The sequence below is a fragment of the Saccharicrinis fermentans DSM 9555 = JCM 21142 genome, from assembly GCF_000517085.1.
GTDB lineage: Bacteria > Bacteroidota > Bacteroidia > Bacteroidales > Marinilabiliaceae > Saccharicrinis > Saccharicrinis fermentans.
Map to the genome: position 1 here is coordinate 3,009,633 of NZ_KI912107.1, position 16,953 is coordinate 3,026,585.

14 protein-coding genes are annotated in these 16,953 nt (G+C 36.3%); 2 read left to right on the forward strand and 12 right to left on the reverse strand.

Annotated elements, in window-relative coordinates:
* Positions 1 to 69: 69 nt before the first annotated feature.
* The 7 genes from CYTFE_RS0112130 to CYTFE_RS0112165 all read right to left on the reverse strand — a co-directional run bounded on the left by CYTFE_RS0112130 (position 70) and on the right by CYTFE_RS0112165 (position 7,790).
* Positions 70 to 723 carry a peroxiredoxin-like family protein gene (locus CYTFE_RS0112130; RefSeq protein ID WP_027472007.1) on the reverse strand — a complete coding sequence of 218 codons (654 nt, stop codon included), beginning with the start codon at positions 721 to 723 and terminating at the stop codon, positions 70 to 72.
* A gap of 536 nt (positions 724 to 1,259) precedes the next feature.
* On the reverse strand, positions 1,260 to 2,024 hold the full coding sequence (gene map, locus CYTFE_RS0112135) for a type I methionyl aminopeptidase (protein WP_027472008.1): 765 nt from the start codon (positions 2,022 to 2,024) through the stop codon (positions 1,260 to 1,262).
* 407 nt (positions 2,025 to 2,431) lie between these two features.
* A complete protein-coding gene (locus CYTFE_RS0112140; protein ID WP_211238166.1) occupies positions 2,432 to 2,959 on the reverse strand; it encodes a MepB family protein in 528 nt (175 codons plus the stop codon).
* 247 nt (positions 2,960 to 3,206) lie between these two features.
* Positions 3,207 to 4,283 carry a TIGR04133 family radical SAM/SPASM protein gene (locus tag CYTFE_RS0112150; RefSeq protein ID WP_027472010.1) on the reverse strand — a complete coding sequence of 359 codons (1,077 nt, stop codon included), beginning with the start codon at positions 4,281 to 4,283 and terminating at the stop codon, positions 3,207 to 3,209.
* Complete coding sequence (locus tag CYTFE_RS0112155; RefSeq protein WP_027472011.1) at positions 4,283 to 4,648, reverse strand: peptidase associated/transthyretin-like domain-containing protein; 366 nt, start codon at positions 4,646 to 4,648, stop codon at positions 4,283 to 4,285. Before CYTFE_RS0112155 ends, CYTFE_RS0112150 begins: the two co-directional genes overlap by 1 nt.
* A 211-nt stretch (positions 4,649 to 4,859) precedes the next feature.
* Entirely contained in the window at positions 4,860 to 5,345 is a 486-nt protein-coding gene (locus CYTFE_RS0112160; RefSeq protein WP_235208107.1) for a transposase, read from the reverse strand.
* A 1,158-nt stretch (positions 5,346 to 6,503) separates the two neighbouring features.
* On the reverse strand, positions 6,504 to 7,790 hold the full coding sequence (locus CYTFE_RS0112165; RefSeq protein WP_044212593.1) for a metallophosphoesterase: 1,287 nt from the start codon (positions 7,788 to 7,790) through the stop codon (positions 6,504 to 6,506).
* A gap of 900 nt (positions 7,791 to 8,690) precedes the next feature.
* On the opposite strand from CYTFE_RS0112165, the gene CYTFE_RS0112175 reads away from it, so the two are divergent.
* Positions 8,691 to 9,998, forward strand: a complete 1,308-nt coding sequence (locus CYTFE_RS0112175) for an IS701 family transposase (RefSeq protein ID WP_027470370.1) — start codon at positions 8,691 to 8,693, stop codon at positions 9,996 to 9,998.
* Here the strand turns inward: CYTFE_RS0112175 and CYTFE_RS26310 are convergent.
* From CYTFE_RS26310 to CYTFE_RS0112200, 5 genes are all read right to left on the reverse strand, one after another.
* The gene (locus CYTFE_RS26310) at positions 9,987 to 10,832 is read right to left on the reverse strand and encodes a class I SAM-dependent methyltransferase (protein ID WP_044262785.1); all 846 of its coding nucleotides are present in this window, start codon (positions 10,830 to 10,832) and stop codon (positions 9,987 to 9,989) included. The genes CYTFE_RS0112175 and CYTFE_RS26310 overlap by 12 nt on opposite strands.
* 305 nt (positions 10,833 to 11,137) lie before the next feature.
* The gene (locus CYTFE_RS0112185; protein ID WP_081735978.1) at positions 11,138 to 12,307 is read right to left on the reverse strand and encodes a DUF4861 domain-containing protein; all 1,170 of its coding nucleotides are present in this window, start codon (positions 12,305 to 12,307) and stop codon (positions 11,138 to 11,140) included.
* An 8-nt stretch (positions 12,308 to 12,315) separates the two neighbouring features.
* Positions 12,316 to 13,116, reverse strand: a complete 801-nt coding sequence (locus CYTFE_RS0112190) for a gluconate 5-dehydrogenase (RefSeq protein WP_211238167.1) — start codon at positions 13,114 to 13,116, stop codon at positions 12,316 to 12,318.
* Between the two features lie 160 nt (positions 13,117 to 13,276).
* Positions 13,277 to 14,113, reverse strand: coding sequence for a 5-dehydro-4-deoxy-D-glucuronate isomerase (kduI, locus tag CYTFE_RS0112195; RefSeq protein ID WP_027472017.1), 837 nt, complete (start codon positions 14,111 to 14,113; stop codon positions 13,277 to 13,279).
* Positions 14,114 to 14,253: 140 nt separating this feature from the next.
* Positions 14,254 to 15,261 (reverse strand): LacI family DNA-binding transcriptional regulator, encoded by a 1,008-nt coding sequence (locus CYTFE_RS0112200; RefSeq protein WP_027472018.1) that lies wholly within the window; start codon positions 15,259 to 15,261, stop codon positions 14,254 to 14,256.
* Between the two features lie 279 nt (positions 15,262 to 15,540).
* On the opposite strand from CYTFE_RS0112200, the gene uxaC reads away from it, so the two are divergent.
* Entirely contained in the window at positions 15,541 to 16,947 is a 1,407-nt protein-coding gene (uxaC, locus tag CYTFE_RS0112205; RefSeq protein WP_027472019.1) for a glucuronate isomerase, read from the forward strand.
* Positions 16,948 to 16,953 lie beyond the last annotated feature (6 nt).

The window sequence follows — 16,953 nt, forward strand, 5'->3', positions numbered from 1 at the left end:
TACCATGCTCTTGCAGTGTAACTCTGCATCATCGGCATACTTCGCAGATCCGCATTTATTAGAGATAGTCTACTTAGATATATTTTTCAGAGCTTCTATTATCTCATCAGGTTCAGAACGAGTTCTATAATCAACATTCACATAATTCCATTTGACTAGGCCGTCAGAACCCAATATAAAAGTCGCCGGAATTGGTAAAACAGTGCTGTTTCCGTTATTTATTTTTGTTAAATCAAGGTTGCGGTCTATTCGCATATGTTCCAATAAAAATTCTGGAACTGTCCAGGCAACTCCATATTGCGTAGCTACTTTAGCGTCTTGGTCAGACAACACAATAAATTCCATTTCATCCATTTCCTTTTTTGTCATCGATGCATCAGGTACTTCAGGACTTATGGCAACCAACGTGGCTCCTAGCTGATGAATATCTTTTAATTTATCTTGCAAAGCACGTAACTGTAAATTGCAATACGGACACCAACTGCCACGATAGAATGTAATAACTACCGGACCTACACTTAATAATTTGAATAATTCTATTGGTTTCCCTAATGGATTGGGTAATTCAAAATTTGGTGCTTTATCACCTATTTTAATAGCATTTTTTCCTTTTTGAAAAACTTTTGCTTCTTTGATGACTTCATCAACGCCTTTCATAAATTCGGGATTTTTTTTTCTTCCAAAGGCAATTTTAGCATCAGTTAGATCTCTTAGTCTTTTCATTATTCTTCTAATTATATGTGATTTTAATATATGTTATTAGTTGCTTAACCTTTGCAAGAAAACACCAACCACTGCGTTATTCTCATGTTCCCTACACCCCTCTGTCCGTGTGTTTGGGCAGAATGGGCTTGAAGACACTTGTCGCAAATTTGATTTATTGCTGACTAGCAGTGTTTTTAATTGTAACTACTTTTTTTAATTAAATATGCTCTATAGATTAAAAAAATAAACCACACCAGCTCACACTCTAAACTCTACACCTTTTAAATCAACAGTTTAACAACTCATCAAAAAGTCTAAAACAATAGATCACTACCTAAGCAGGATTATCCAACCAACCCCAATGATGTATCAGAGCTTCGTCATGAGCATTGAAATGGCCATAAAAAAAGGCTTTTCTGAGACGAGGCTATTCAACAGTAATTATGATTTAAACTTGGCTGATCTTTTACCGCATATTTACGGTTCAACCTAGAGAAATCGCTAGGTCGTGCCGAACACTCATATACTCTAATAAATATACTGTAGCCAGTTATTTAATTCCAAATTTCATTCGATTCTGTTAAAATCACAGGATATTTATCAGTTACAAGTATTGTTTGTTCGTGTTGGGTTACATATCCACCTTTATTTCCGACTAAAGTCCAACCGTCATTCAATTCTACAGCAACAGTTGAATTTGTTGAAATAAAAGTTTCTATTGCAACTGTTGTGTTCTTTTTGAATCTTTCTTTGTTACTTTTAACTCTGTAATTTAAAATATTTTCAGGCTCTTCGTGTAAACTCCTACCAACTCCATGACCAGCCAGATTTTTAATAACTTTAAACCCTGACTTTTTTGCTTCAGTTTCTATTAAATATCCTATTTCGGAAATTTTCACTCCACCTTTGATATTGTCTATAGCTTTACGTAAAATATTTTTAGAAGCATCTACAAGAGGTTGGTGATTATGAATGTCCTTTCCAAGAACAAAAGAGCCACCATTGTCAGACCAAAATCCGTTAAGTTCGGCAGAAACATCAATATTAATTAAATCTCCTTCTTTCAATATTTTTTTATTTGATGGTATTCCGTGTGCCGCTTCTTTGTTTATACTTATACAAGAATAACCAGGAAATCCATAAGTCTCATAAGGTGCAGATTTAGCTCCATAACTCTCTAAAATTTCACCTCCATATTCATCAAGTTCTTTAGTTGACATTCCAACTTTAGCATATTCTCGCATTAATTTTAGTGTAGTTCCAACCACTTCACTAATTTTCTTCATTCCGATTAATTCAGATTCTTTTGTTATTGACATTTCGTTTTTTTTGATTGGCTAGTAGAGTAGAGCCTGATAGCTTACCCTTTTACGGTGAGTAAAAGTAACAATAATAAGTAAACTACCAGCGTCCCCTTCATCAAACCGTACATGAAGTTTTATTCGCCGTAGACAAATATCATAAATGCTCATGATTTCCAATTCCCTCATACGGCTTACCGATAGAGTTCTTCATTTGCTTTTCCGAATAGTTTATTAAAAAATCCCATGTCTGATGTTTTAAATATTATTAAAATCAATACTAATCCTGCAAATATTAGTAAGATTATTGTCTGCTTTTCATTGTCGGAACCTCTGTTTGTTAGGTCAATGAATAAAATTGGTACAACTAATCAAAAAGTAAGTCCCACAAGCACACTTGCAACAGATGGAAACTGGAAATTTATTTATTTCCTATTATATAAATCATCCACTTTCTGCAAATCTGTCGAACTACTTATTACATAGAAATATTTTAGTTGCCATTTTTGAGTCCGCTCAGCTTGCTTATTCTTCACATTATCCCATTTCGGATAAACCCGAAACCCTCGTTTGCCTTCTTTCTTTTCTGTTGATATAATTCCTTGTTTAATCAGTACAGATTTGGGAAAGACAAATTGTCCAAATTCATTTTCATTCCGCACATTCACAGTATAGAAGTCAATCCGGTCATTTTCGTTAAATGGCTCAATCAGTCCGTTTCCATTTCGTTTCCAAAATGTCACAAATTGTCCGATTTTTTTGGGAGTTATTTTTGCATTTCTACTCCTAATATTTAGTCCGTTCAGTTGAAATTGACAAGCATTGTATTCTTTACTTTCAGGTTCAGCTTTGAAATCCGAAATATTAAGAGAACATTTGTCGTAAATTTCCATTTTAATTTGATTCAGATTTCTGTCCATTTTTTCTTTAAATTCGCTTTTCCCAATTTCCATTACTGCTTTTCACGCATTACATACAATCGAGCTAGAATAGCAGATTACTCCACCTATCCCCTCGCAAATTTGAGCGCAGAGGCTACCGTACGCGGTTTAACTGCATGACAAAAGGCTTTGAACGCTCAAAAACCAGGTAATAATCTCATTGCCAAACCATCTACGCTAGTCCATTCATATTTCGTTTCTTTTATTATCATGATTACAATTAAATTTTCAATGGCCATATGGGTTCTGCCCAAATGAATCATTTTCCTATGCATGAATCTGTTCCCCTGATTTGTTTCATATTGTGACAAACAAGTACATTTTCTTTGTCACCGTGCCAATTATGAAGTCCATTTCCTTGACACTTATTATAATCCTTACAATTTTTACACTGTCCAGCCTTTGTCCAATTTCTATTTCGAAATTTATGGAATTTATTTTCCCAAACTTCCGAAAAGTTGTCTTTATAGATATTTCCTTGTGTAAATGATCTGTCAATATTTGGACAAGCTGATATAGATCCATCTATTAATACAGAACCAATATTTATACCAGCTCTACAAAAGAAGGGTGTATCTCTTACGCTATTTTCATATTTACCAACATAGCCTTCACAACTAAATTTTACATCAAGCGCATTTTCTCTACGAGCTGATTTTATAAATTCCATTAATTGCACAAATTCATTATTACTTAAATGTAATTCTTGATTGTGAACAGCTCTACCAATTGGAATTATCGTAAATAATCGCCAAGATTTTACTCCTTTCGAAATGAGAAATTTCATTAATTCGGGCAATTCATTCAAATTTCGTTTATGAACACACGTAACAATGTCAAAATTAAGACGAGTAGCGCTTTGAGCTAAATCAATAGCATTTGATACTCTCTCAAAACTTTTATGATTATTTCGTAGCCAATTATGAGTATTGTTAAGACCATCTAAACTCATTGTTAAAGCACCCATACCTGCATTTAATAACGAAACGTGTCGTTCTTTGGTATAAAGATATCCATTGGAAACAATAGACCACCGAAAACCTTTTTTACGAATTGCCATTCCACATTCCTCTAAATCTTTACGAACAAGAGGTTCTCCGCCTGTTATTACTACTAAAAGTTTTGATGCTGGTTTATCTATAGTATCCAGTGCTGATAATAAATCGGTTAAAGGCATATCCTGAAACTGACTGTTTTTAGAACAATCACTACCACAATGCAAGCAGTTAAGATTACATCGCGTAGTGCATTCCCAAAAAAGATAGTTCAGTTCGTGCAAAGAAGTTTCTACTTTTTTATACACGCTGAATGTGAGATTTTTAAGCGCATTAAACATTATTCTTCATTTAAACTAATATTCAATACCATCTCTTCTTCCCTTGCATTTAAAATGGTGTCCTTTGGCAAATAACTTCCATTCTCTAATGAGTCAATGTCCTTGAAGCTAACAGTTAGACTATCTAAAAATGGAACGTAGAAAGAATAAAATCCGCTATCATCAGTTACAGTATATTGGTATTCTTCGTTTACTGAAACTTGAATCCCTTTTATTGGCAAACCTGTTTTAGCTGATTTCACCTTTCCCTCTAAACGAACATCAAGTCCATAGTCTTGAGGCGTCCCGTAACAAGCCTGAAACACAAACATAACTGAAGTAAAACTCAATGCTCCCAAAATTTTTCTAATAATTTTTTTATTCATTTGTTTAAGCTTTAATAAAAAAAAATTTACCAACTGTTAAAACAGAGCTTTTAACTACTATTTTTTGTTGGTTGCTCGTAGTTCAGCAAATCTCCCAATTCACATTCAATCCAATCTTCTTTCATTACGCCATTCATACCTTGTTCAATTCATTATAATTTTGTCCCTATCATTTTCAAATGAGACGCAAAATTTTGCGTCTGCGCATTTTTTATGTGTGAAATTTATCTTCATTCCATTTTTTGGGATTGTTTTTAATATAGTTTTTTATTCGTTGGTACGATATATCATCACGGATGATATGGTCGTAATAACGGGGTTGCCATCCCCAATTGTAATCAATCATTTTTGCCAATTTGGTTACCCCTATTTTATATCCACGAATTATAGATGCCAAATTTTGTGATTGTGGCCCAAATTTATTTTTTGGGGATGATGGGGATGATAATCGTGATGGGGACGGCGGTTGGGGGGACGGCGGTTGGGGGGACGGCGTAGAGACGCAAAATTTTGCGTCTCTACCGTCGTCATCACGTCCTGTTACATTTCCCCGTTCATCATTGGTTTTGGCAATTTCAATTATTCCGTGAATATGATTGGGCATAACCACAAATTCATCCAATTTTACAAATGGAAAATGTTCCGGTATTTCAAACCAATATTTTTGTGCCAATTCCCCAATTTTGGATGTAATCATTTTTCCGTCACGAATTTTTCCGAAAAAACATTCTCTGTTTGCGGTGCAAATAGTTACAAAATAAAGGGCATTCCAACCATAATCCCAATTTTGTAATCTGGTTGATGGTATTCTATATTTATTTTGGTATAAATCCATTATGCTACTAACACCTCATTAACTTCAATATCTAAAACTTCAAATACTAAGTTACAAATTTTTCTTCTTAGTGTAGTTTCATTATTTTCTATTCGCTGAATTGTTCTCAAATTAACTTTTGCTTGTTCCGCTACATCATCCTGAAAAAAAATTTTTTTTATCTTCTTTCTTTTATTCTTTTTCCAATTTCCTTCTTAAAACTTAATTTTTGAGGTAGAAATATTTATCAAGTCCTCAATTTATAGCGATTTTTATACGGCATTTACTGATTTACATGCATTCTGTTCAAAATCGGTGCGTAGAGTAAAGTCTGATGGCTTACTCAATAACATCAACCATAAAAGTAACAATAATAAGTAAACTAACAGCACCCCTTTCATCAAAGGGCACATGAAGTTTTATTCGCCGTAGTTAAATACCTTTGTGTGCTTATGATTTTCAATTCGAAAGGGCTTTCAAACGTGCACACTTTACTAAGCCTAACAGTCTTTTACTTTAAAAAAATTACTGTACGTTATAGGTACTATTCGACAAAAAGCATGTAGGTGATATTCGATAAATATCCAAAATCGTGAAATCATGCAAATAGACTATTGATGGCGCTTCATTTATATTTACTACTGACACACAATGCATTGAAAGGTAATCTTAACATACATATATTAACTACGTAGAAATTAATCGAACTCCTTCATTTTAATCTTTTACTTTAACATAGCTGGTTATCATGGAGATGCTGCAGGAAATGCCATGAAATATGGTTTTATTTTTTCACTTAAATTAGTAGCCTTTATTGCGGCTAGCATATTTACCATAATAAACATCGCGAAATTAAGTAAAGTTACTAACTTATGTTTTAAGCTACTTTCTTTTTTCCTATTGTTCTGGCTATCCCCGCAGTCTTTTTACTGATAGTTGTGTATTTAAATGAGAATCACTCATTGAATGAAAATTATCGAAAGCCTTGTCTTTGAAGCTTTCTTATCAAAGACTGAAAAACAGTCCTTTTCTTGCACCTAACTACATAGGTTCGCTACTATTGGCCCCCTTCCCTAGATGGATCACGGTAATCTCTGGCGGCATACCAATACGTGCCGGCATACCCAAAAAGCCCAAACCCCGATTCACATATAAATATTGCTTTTTATGCTGATAAAGGCCGTCCCACCGCTTAAATTTATATTTGGCAGGACTCCATTTGAATCCCTTCCAATCGATACCAAACTGCATTCCATGCGTATGTCCGGCCAACATCAAATCAAAATCTGTTTGATCGATCACCTCCGCATCCCAGTGGTCCGGATCATGTGACAACAATACTTTAAAAGGGTAATTTTCAGTTCCTTTCATCGCCTTTTTCAAATCACCATAGCGTGGAAAGGGATCATGTCCCCAATTTTCCACTCCTGTAACAACGATCTCCTCCCCTTCAATATTCAGCGCAAGCGATTGGTCTCTTAATAACCTAAATCCAAATTTTTCATGAGCACTGATAATACCTTCAAAATTCTTTTCCTTCTCTTTTGGATTGTCCCAATCACTATAATCTCCATAATCGTGATTACCCAAAATTGAAAACTTACCGTATTTAGCTTTCAATTGACCAAACACCTTTTCCCACCCCAATGTTTCTTCATAGAAGTTATTCACCAAATCACCCGTAAAAAAAATAACATCGGCTCGTTCGTTATTAATAAGGTCCACAATACCTTCCAACTTATGGTAATTACTAGCAAAAGATCCTAGATGAATATCTGATATCTGAATAACCTTAAATCCATCAAAGGCAGATGGAAGATTGGGAAAATTTAAATGTTGATGACGCGTAAAAAAATTAAAACGTCCTTTATGCATACCAAATAACAACGAAACAAAGGGCGCCGTCGCAAATATAATTCCTAGCTGGCTTAAAAATTTATTTCTGCTTATTTTAGGATATCTGATGGTTGTTTGTTCTTTGGAATATCTTTTATTCTTGACCGTTTGAATGATCCTTGAAGACAATAAAAACACGAAATAATAAAATAAGAAGAATACTTTGGGCACATAAATCATTGCAAACACAATATTTACCACCATAAACCACAAATAAAATTGTGATACATCAGCCGAACGTATTTGAAGAGAAAAAAATAAATAAATGAACATTTCCAATACAGGAACTGCGCCGAGCAACACAACACCTAACCACCAATACAGCTTACCACTATACTCCTCTCGCTCCCTTTTCCACACCCAGAAACCCAATAAGTCAACTATTGCAATAAAAACTGCAAGCCCCCAAAAAACCGATATCGTTATCTTCATACCAACATTAACCAATTACCCCCTCATCTCCTATCAAAAACTTCTTATTCAACGAAGGTTCTTAATAATACGGAATAATCATTAAATTGTTTATTAACAAAGGTTAAAGTGTAGTATTTAATGCTGCAATATATACTAATATAGAAAGACTACTTCGGGTGTTTCGCAAAAGGCGCTGGCTTTACCTCTGCAAAATTAGTTTGCTCCCTTTCGTAGATACATATATGATGACGGCTAATCAAATTATTTCTCTCATTCTCCGACAAACTTTTCCATAGCTCAAACCTCTCCTTCAGATCAAGCTTCCTTATCTCACTAAATGCACAGTCACATGTCTGTTCTTTTAGTGGACAATCAAACAACAACCCCGTATAATCCATTACCTTGTGATTTATACCATTCATCCCTATTGACAAAAAGAAGGTTACTCAGCAAAAACCAACCCTAACCCCCTGTGTATTAACTTTTGCTAAATTATAAGGAATAATTCAATCATCCAAGACGCTTAGTCTAAGAATTTACTATATTAACCACCCTTTAAACATCGTTTCTCATAAACAGCCAAAAGCAGTATACATTTAAAGCTCCCTCTTCCAACCTTCTCCCCCACTCTTGATTGAAAATTACTGGCAAATAAAATACCTTTATTACAAGTTCTTTTGTCTGGTTAATTTTAAACGGAGTTTTACTCTAATTATTTAATTCTACTTTAACAGATTAAAATGATCACTGAAAAAACGATAATTTAGTATTGTTTTTCTTTCGTAATAAACAGTAAATTAGTATATTGCAATTGAAACAAAGAACAAAACTCAAGTTTGCAATGGGTAACGGGCGAAAAACTTAAAAAAATATACGAATAATGGTAAAACACTGCTAGCGGTCAACAACCGACTTGAAGTGTATTTATCTGAATTTCAGCACCATTTTAAAAATAGAACAAAATCCAACTTCGACAAAGCTACTCAATACGTCGAAGGTCTAGCTTTAAGCGATTTGAAAAACATCGAACGCATCACTGAGACATTAAACGCAGACTACCATAAGATGCAGCATTTTATCACCGAATCCAATTGGGATGCAAGAGCTGTCATCGACCAAATAGCAAATCAGGTAGACCAATCACTCCCAAACCAAAAATTAAAAGGATTACTCATAGACGAAAGCGGATGGGTGAAAAAAGGTGACAAAAGCATTGGTGTTGATCACCAGTATTGCGGGAACGTTGGGAAGACTGCAAACTCGCAGGTTGCAGTTTTTGGTTGCTTGTGCACGGACAAATATGCAGCGTTGGTCGACACGAGACTGTACCTTCCAAGGTCATGGTGTACTAACAACGCCAGGTGTGAAACTGCTGGCATCCCCAAAGAGGACAGGGTTTTCAAGACAAAACCGGAGCTGGCTACAGATATTGTGAAGCACCAACTGGAAATGGGTATCGAGTTCGATTACGTTGGGGGGGATGGACTTTATGGCAATGACCTTGCGTTTACCCGTTCGGTTGAGGATATGGGTTTGGTGTACATGCTTGACATTCATAGCGATCAAAAAATCCACCTTGAAAAACCAGAACTACATATTCCAGAGCGAAAGAGCAATCGTGGGCGCCCACCCAAAAGGCCGAAGGCAAGCACCCCATCGGTAAACGCTAACGAATATATAGAAACGCTTACAAACAAGGACTGGAAAAAGCTTGACATTCGTGATTCTGCCAAGGGAAAGCTGAAGGGATTGTTCCATTTTAAGACAGTTTACATTTGGGATAAGGTTCAGAACATTGTTGAGAAACGGTTGCTGGTCATTTCGAAAAGAAAGACAAAGCAGGGAGTAGAAATAAAATATTCGTTCACTAACGCAGAACTTGCTCAATACACGCATCAGGCGCTGGCATACATGCAGGCACAACGCTTTTTCATTGAGCATAGCTTCAAAGAGCAAAAACAGATAGTAGGCTTGGATCAGTTCCAAACCCGCAAATGGCTGTCATGGCATCACCAAGTAGCCCTCAACTTAATGGTGGGCAGCTTTATGCTGAAAGAAAAACTATTGAATCAAGACGAAGTCCCATTGTTGTCGGCAAGAGACATTATGGATTTTATGGTATACAAATTTTATCGTGAAATGACCGATGAACGGATGCTGGAAAAACTGCAGCAGCGACATGAAAAGCGACAGCGTGACATAGACCTCTGTTATTCAAAGCAATAAATCTGTTAAAGTAGAATTAATGTGTTTAAATTTATTTTTCCTTTTTGCATTAATCGAATACACCATTGGAATTTTATTATCTAAATGTTCTATTCTGTATTTCCCTTGTTCAAATTCTACGGTCTTATTGAAACAATTATAAGGCGAATAATCAAACTCGTCCACAGATCTTATTTCTAGTCCATTCTTCAATAAACTATTCAGTACTTCACTCAATGCGTGATTCCACATAACATATTGCTGTGATATTTTTGCTGTTTTATCTGCGTAAGTTCCGCTCTCTATTTCCAAAATTGCACCTGAGTTAAAATACCTGTAAGCGATTTTCTCAAAATTGTCATCAAACATCCATACAACAGGATGAAACTCAACAAATACAAATTGTCCGTTTGGCTTTAAAAACCTTGAAATAATTTTAGCCCACTTATCTAAATCAGGAAGCCAACCTATTGTACCATAACTTGTAAAAACAACATCGAACTTTTCATCTAAATAGTTTGGTAGATTGTAGATGTCGCAACAAATGAACCTTGCACTGGAATTGGTGTCCTTTGCAATTTGTTCTGCACTTTCAATAGCCTTATCTGATAAGTCAATACCTGTTACATTTGCACCAAGTCGGCTCAATGAAATAGTATCTTGTCCAAAATGACATTGCAAATGTAGAATTGATTTTCCTTTTATGTCTCCAAGCAAGTTTAATTCAATATCATTTAGAGAGTTCCTTCCTTTCAAAAAACCGTCGAGGTCATAAAACTCTGACTTCAAGTGCGTCTCCGTTCTGTTATTCCATGAGTTTCTATTAATGTCTATGTAGTTATTTTCAAGTGTCATTTTCGCTTTCGTTTTTTTAATAACAACCTACGTATACACTTTGTTGAACTAAAACCCTCGCGGTTAGTCATGTGCAATATAAGGCATAACACCCACTAAGGTGAGCTAAAGAAAAGAAACAAAGTAACTTCTTTTAAAGCCATTTAAAGGCCTAATAGAATTACTAGTACATTTTCCGGGTTTACCAACTTCAACATTTATGCACCAACAACATATACCAAACGTGGCAAAAAAAACTCCGGAGTATAACACTCCGGAGCTGCCCTATTCTAAATCAAGAAAACTAAACTATAAACCAATTACATTTAGTTTACCACAACAACTAAAGGATTATTCAATCTTTTAGAAAAATCCGATAAATATTCTTCCCAGTGCTGTTTATCCTTAAATTGCTTACTTCCACTCCACGCAAAACCAGAGTAGAATTCCACTTTTCCATCCATCACTTTCAAATGAACCAATACATGACTTCGGTCTGCCTCCTCAGTCACTATCTTAGATGTTCCTGCAAAATAGTCAGGACTTGCCAAAATCGCAGTTCCAAGTTCCTCTCCAAAATGAGGTGCCCAATAGTTTGCCCATCCATTTTCGTCATTCACTGAAGTTTCTCCCAAATTATCATGTAAAGTAATACCAGCTGTTAAGGTATCGGTACCCTCCACATTAATCACAAATTTAGTCAGGTTATTTCCCAAGTCGATGGACACGTTTTTCTTTTCCTGAATAGTACTTGCACCTGCCACATACGGTGCGTAGTCCAAATCAAAAGAAGTTCTGATAGGACCATTTGTCAACACCTTATATCCAGTATAATTCAAGTGAGGAAACAATTCTCCATCTACCATTACACCTGTTCCACCACATCCACAACTGGGTCCAACATGATAGTTATCCAACCCTTCACCATGGTCAATATGATAATAACCCGCTTTCTCTGTATTTCCTTTGTACCATTTATCAATGATAGAGTAATCCACCTTTTTCAACCAGCAATCCACTCCACCAGACAATGTTCCTCCAGCTATTCCTTCCTCTACCATTCTTTGGGCCTCAGGGCCATAAACACGGAAAGCCACGCGATCATTTTCCCAAGTAAAATCGTCTGTACGTTCCGGAACAAAACGAGCAAAAGTCTTCACTTCGGTAGGTTCAAGAGTTGATTTTCCTTCTTTGACTACAAAATTTTTAGTTTCGGATGCGCCTATTTTTGTCTGAAAAATAACCGATTCAAATACATCATCCTGGTTCATATCCAACAATTGGCTTTGCACTTCCTTCCCACTCTTTTCATCTAACACAACAATTCCATTATCAACGTTCAGTTCCCCCAGACCAACCTCCACAGTTTCCATTATTCTGTCCTGATCTAAAGGATTGGTAACGCTCACTTTAATTTGCTTCTGATTACAACCGCATAGCCCAACAAAGAGCAATAGCGACATCAAACCATTCAACTTAAGAGACATCTTCATCATGTAATATTTTAAATTTCGTTCTCGCCTTTTACGTAACCAAAATTAGCCAAAATACCTCCATCAACATATAAGATATGACCATTCACAAAATTGGCTGCTTTTGAAGAAAGAAATAAACATGCATTACCCACGTCCTCAGGCTCTCCCCATCGTCCTGCAGGCGTACGTGTCATTACCAAGTCATTGAAAGGATGACCCCCAACACGTATAGGAGCTGTTTGAGAAGTCGCAATATATCCAGGTCCTATACCATTAATTTGCACATTGTACTTAGCCCACTCGCAAGTCATATTTTCCGTTAGTAATTTCAGTCCTCCTTTAGCTGCCGCATACGCAGAAACATTCTGACGTCCGTACACGCTCATCATAGAACACATGTTAATTATTTTCCCTTGACGTCGTTCAATCATTCCAGGAGCAATTCTTTTAGCAACAATCAAAGGAGCCACTAAATCAACATCAATCACTTGCTCAAAATCGCTGATAGGCATATCTAAAATAGGTACACGCTTAATGATACCGGCATTGTTAACCAAGATATCAATAGGTCCCACCTCTTTTTCTATTTGGCTGATTCCTTTATCCACATCTTGCTCACTGGTTACATTAAAGTTAACCGTATATACATCAATACCATCCTTGGCATATTCTACCTTACACTCTTCTAATTTTTCATCATTGATATCATTTACACAAAGCTTAGCACCAGCCTTTGCCAACACCTTACCACAAGCCATTCCAATACCATGCGTTCCTCCAGTTACTAAAGCAACTTTTCCTGTTAAATCAAATAATTCGTTTACCATCATTTTTTATTTTTAATCAACAATACCATTTCTTGTAAAAAAGCACTTGCACAATCGATTGCACAAATTCACAAAAAATATATCATTACGTTATTTTTTTTCAATCAGATAAAACCAAGACATCAGAAACTCTAATGTTTTGGCTTTATACAGTAATTCAACACTATCTTAATTCATCAGCCTGGCGAATATCCATATCTGTATAATCCAGATTTTCTCCAGCCATACCCCATATAAATATATAATTAGAGGTACCTGCAGCACTATGAATACTCCAAGATGGAGATAGCACAGCCTCTTCATTTTTCATCCAGATATGACGAGTTTCATCTGGATCGCCCATGAAGTGACAAACAGCCTGACGCTGTGGCACCTCAAAATAAAAGTAAGCTTCCATTCTACGGTTGTGCGTATGAGATGGCATAGTATTCCATACACTTCCCGGCTTTAATTCGGTCATTCCCATTTGCAATTGACAAGTCTCCACTACCTCTTTGACCAACAATTGATTAATTTGTCGCTCATTCGAAGTCTCCAAACTACCCAATTGCAATACATTGGCATCGGCCAAGGTAACATGACGAGACGGCAATTCCTTATGAGCAGGAGCAGAATTCATATATAGATGTGCTGGTTTACTAGCATCAGCAGACTCAAAAACAACATCCTTAATACCTCTACCCAAATACAAAGCTTCTTTGTATTTTAAAATATATTCAGTTCCATCAGCTACAATTTTAGCATCACCCCCTACATTTACGATTCCCATTTCACGACGTTCTAAAAAATACGCAGCCTTTAACTCATCATGCGCTTCTAATTTAATGGGCGCATTTGTTGGAACAATACCACCCACGATATATCGATCGTAAAATGAATATACCATTGTCACCTCTCCTGGAATCATTACTTTTTCAATCAAAAACTCCTTACGAATACGTGTTGTATCATAACTCTTCATATCCTCAGGATGAACTGCATACCTTATTTCAAAATTCATAGCTACTAATTTTTATATGTTAATAAACTTTATATTCTTCTTATGTGCATACCCCTTATATTTTGTGTGTCCCATTGCCCCAAAAAACATGGTTATATAGTTATATCATAAACACCCTTCATCAAACCTCTGGCACAACGCTACTTTTTCCACGAAGAATTTCTCACAATCAAGCGAGTAGGAATCACCTCTTCCTTTTCCCAATGTTTGCCCTCCAGATTTTTAATCATCGCAGTGGCCACTCGCGTTCCCATTTCAAAGGCATTTTGCTCCACCGTACTCAATGTAGGATGAATCAATTCTGAAAAAGGTTCATTGGCAAAGCCAACCACACCAAACTCTTCAGGAACGCTCACCCCCAACTCCTTTAATCCATCCAATACCCCGAGCGCAGCATAATCACCAGCACAAAAAACAGCATCAGGCCGACTGTTATGTGCATACGCTTTTTTAATGCTATTATATCCAGCCTCGCGCGTAATTGTATTCTCATATACCAAACAATCTTCCACATTTCTACCCTCTTCTTCAATGGCTTTCACAAAACCTCTGTATCTCTCTTCATAAGCCTTAAGACTTCTTGTGCCGGCCAAATGACCTATGCGTTGATAACCACTTTTTATCAAATGTTTGGTGGCCAAATAAGCGCCTGTAAAATTATCATTGAGTATTTTAGAACTTTCTATGTCGGGATTTACACGATCAAATTGCACCAATGGAATACCACGTTTAACCACTCCATTAATATGATCATATGTTTTTGTCTGCACCGAAAGCGAAATAATGATACCCCCCACATGATTGGCCATCAACATTCCAATAGCCTTTTGTTCTTTGATAAAATTTTCACCACTTTGCACTATTAACAAGGTATATCCTGCAGGATTCAATATCTCCTCCACACCACTTATTACATTGCTAAAAAAATGACGATTAATCCTTGGCACTACCATTCCGATGGTATCACTCCTTCCCTTGCGCAATGATGCTGCAATCACATTTTGCTGATATCCCAACTCCTTGGCTTTATTAGCAACCAACTCCCTTGTTTTTATACTCACTCGCGTATTTCCCGACAAAGCCCGAGAAACGGTTGAAGGTGTCACATTCAACTCTTTGGCAATATCATTTATCGTTATTCTTTTCATCCACTCTTTATTTCAATACAAAAATACAAACGTTTGCACAATATCCAACAATAACAACGCAATTTTATTGATAAAATGCAAAAATAAATATGCCCTTAAATTTAACATTACAAACCACAGCAATACAAAAGCTTCTACCAAGGCCTATCCCAGTATACTTTAAGTAGATCACAAACACAAACTGCGGGAAAATAAAATGTTAAAAAATTTGTAAGTAAAAAAAATGTATGTAAATTCGTGTTCGTTAACGGTATTGAATAATAAATAGAAAAATACATCATGATTTACAAAACGTTTATACATGATGACTTTGTTTTAGAAAACGACACAGCTCATCAGTTATACCATAATTATTCGGCCAATAAACCCATTATTGATTTCCATTGTCATTTAGATCCAAAAGCAATTGCTGAAGATTACCGCTATGACAATTTGGGCGACATGTGGTTGGGTGGCGACCATTACAAATGGAGAGCGATGCGCATCAATGGCATCAACGAGAAATTTATCACAGGCGAAGTTAGCGATAAAGAGAAATTTATGAAGTGGGCCGAAACAGTACCCTATACCGTTTCCAATCCTCTTTATCACTGGACACATTTAGAATTGGCGCGATGTTTTGGTATCCATGAGTTGCTATCACCCAAAACAGCAGAAAAAATATATCATCAAACTGTCGAGATGCTAAAATCTCCTGAGTTCAGCACCAAAAATTTCATCAAACGCATGAATGTTGAAATGATTGGTACAACGGATGATCCGGCCGACTCATTGGAATATCATCAACAACTAATCAATGATGGCTTTGAAGTAAAAGTTCTACCCTCGTTCAGAGCCGACAACGTACTAAAAACAGACGATGTCTTATCATTTATCGCTTACATTGAGAAACTAGGCAAGGCTGCCAACATTTCCATCACTAGCTATACCAATCTAATAGATGCACTAGATGAGAGACATGCTTTCTTCCACCGTATGGGAGCCCGTATTTCTGATAGCGGACCAGACCGCTTCTTCTATGCTCCCTATACCTACAAAGAAGTATCTGCCATTTTTGAGAAGTTAATGGACGGGAAAGCTATTTCGTCAGAAGAAAAAGAAAAATACAACACCGCGGTGATGGCCGACCTAGCCAGGATGAACCACAAAAGAGGTTGGACACAACAATTTCATGTGGGGGCATTACGCAACAATAACAGTCGTATGTTCAATATACTAGGAGCTGACACTGGTTTTGACTCTATACATGATTCACAACCCAGCTTAAAGATGTCACAATTCCTGAATCTCCTAGATAGTACCGATCAATTGGCACAAACCATACTTTATAATCTAAATCCGGCCGACAATCAAATGCTACTGACCATGTGTGGAAACTTCGCTGGTGGTTCAAGTGTTTCAAAAGTAACCTATGGTGCAGCCTGGTGGTTTTTAGATCAAAAAGTAGGTATGGAACGCCATCTAGAAGATTTATCAGCACTTAGCTTATTAAGTAGATTCGTAGGAATGGTAACCGATTCCAGAAGTTTTCTTTCATACCCTCGCCACGAATATTTCCGCAGAATCGTATGCAACTATGTGGGAAAAGAAGTGGAAAAAGGATTGATTCCCGACGATGAAGAGATATTAAAAAATGTCATTGAAGGAATTTCATATAACAACGCAAAATCATACTTTAAATTTTAATTATAA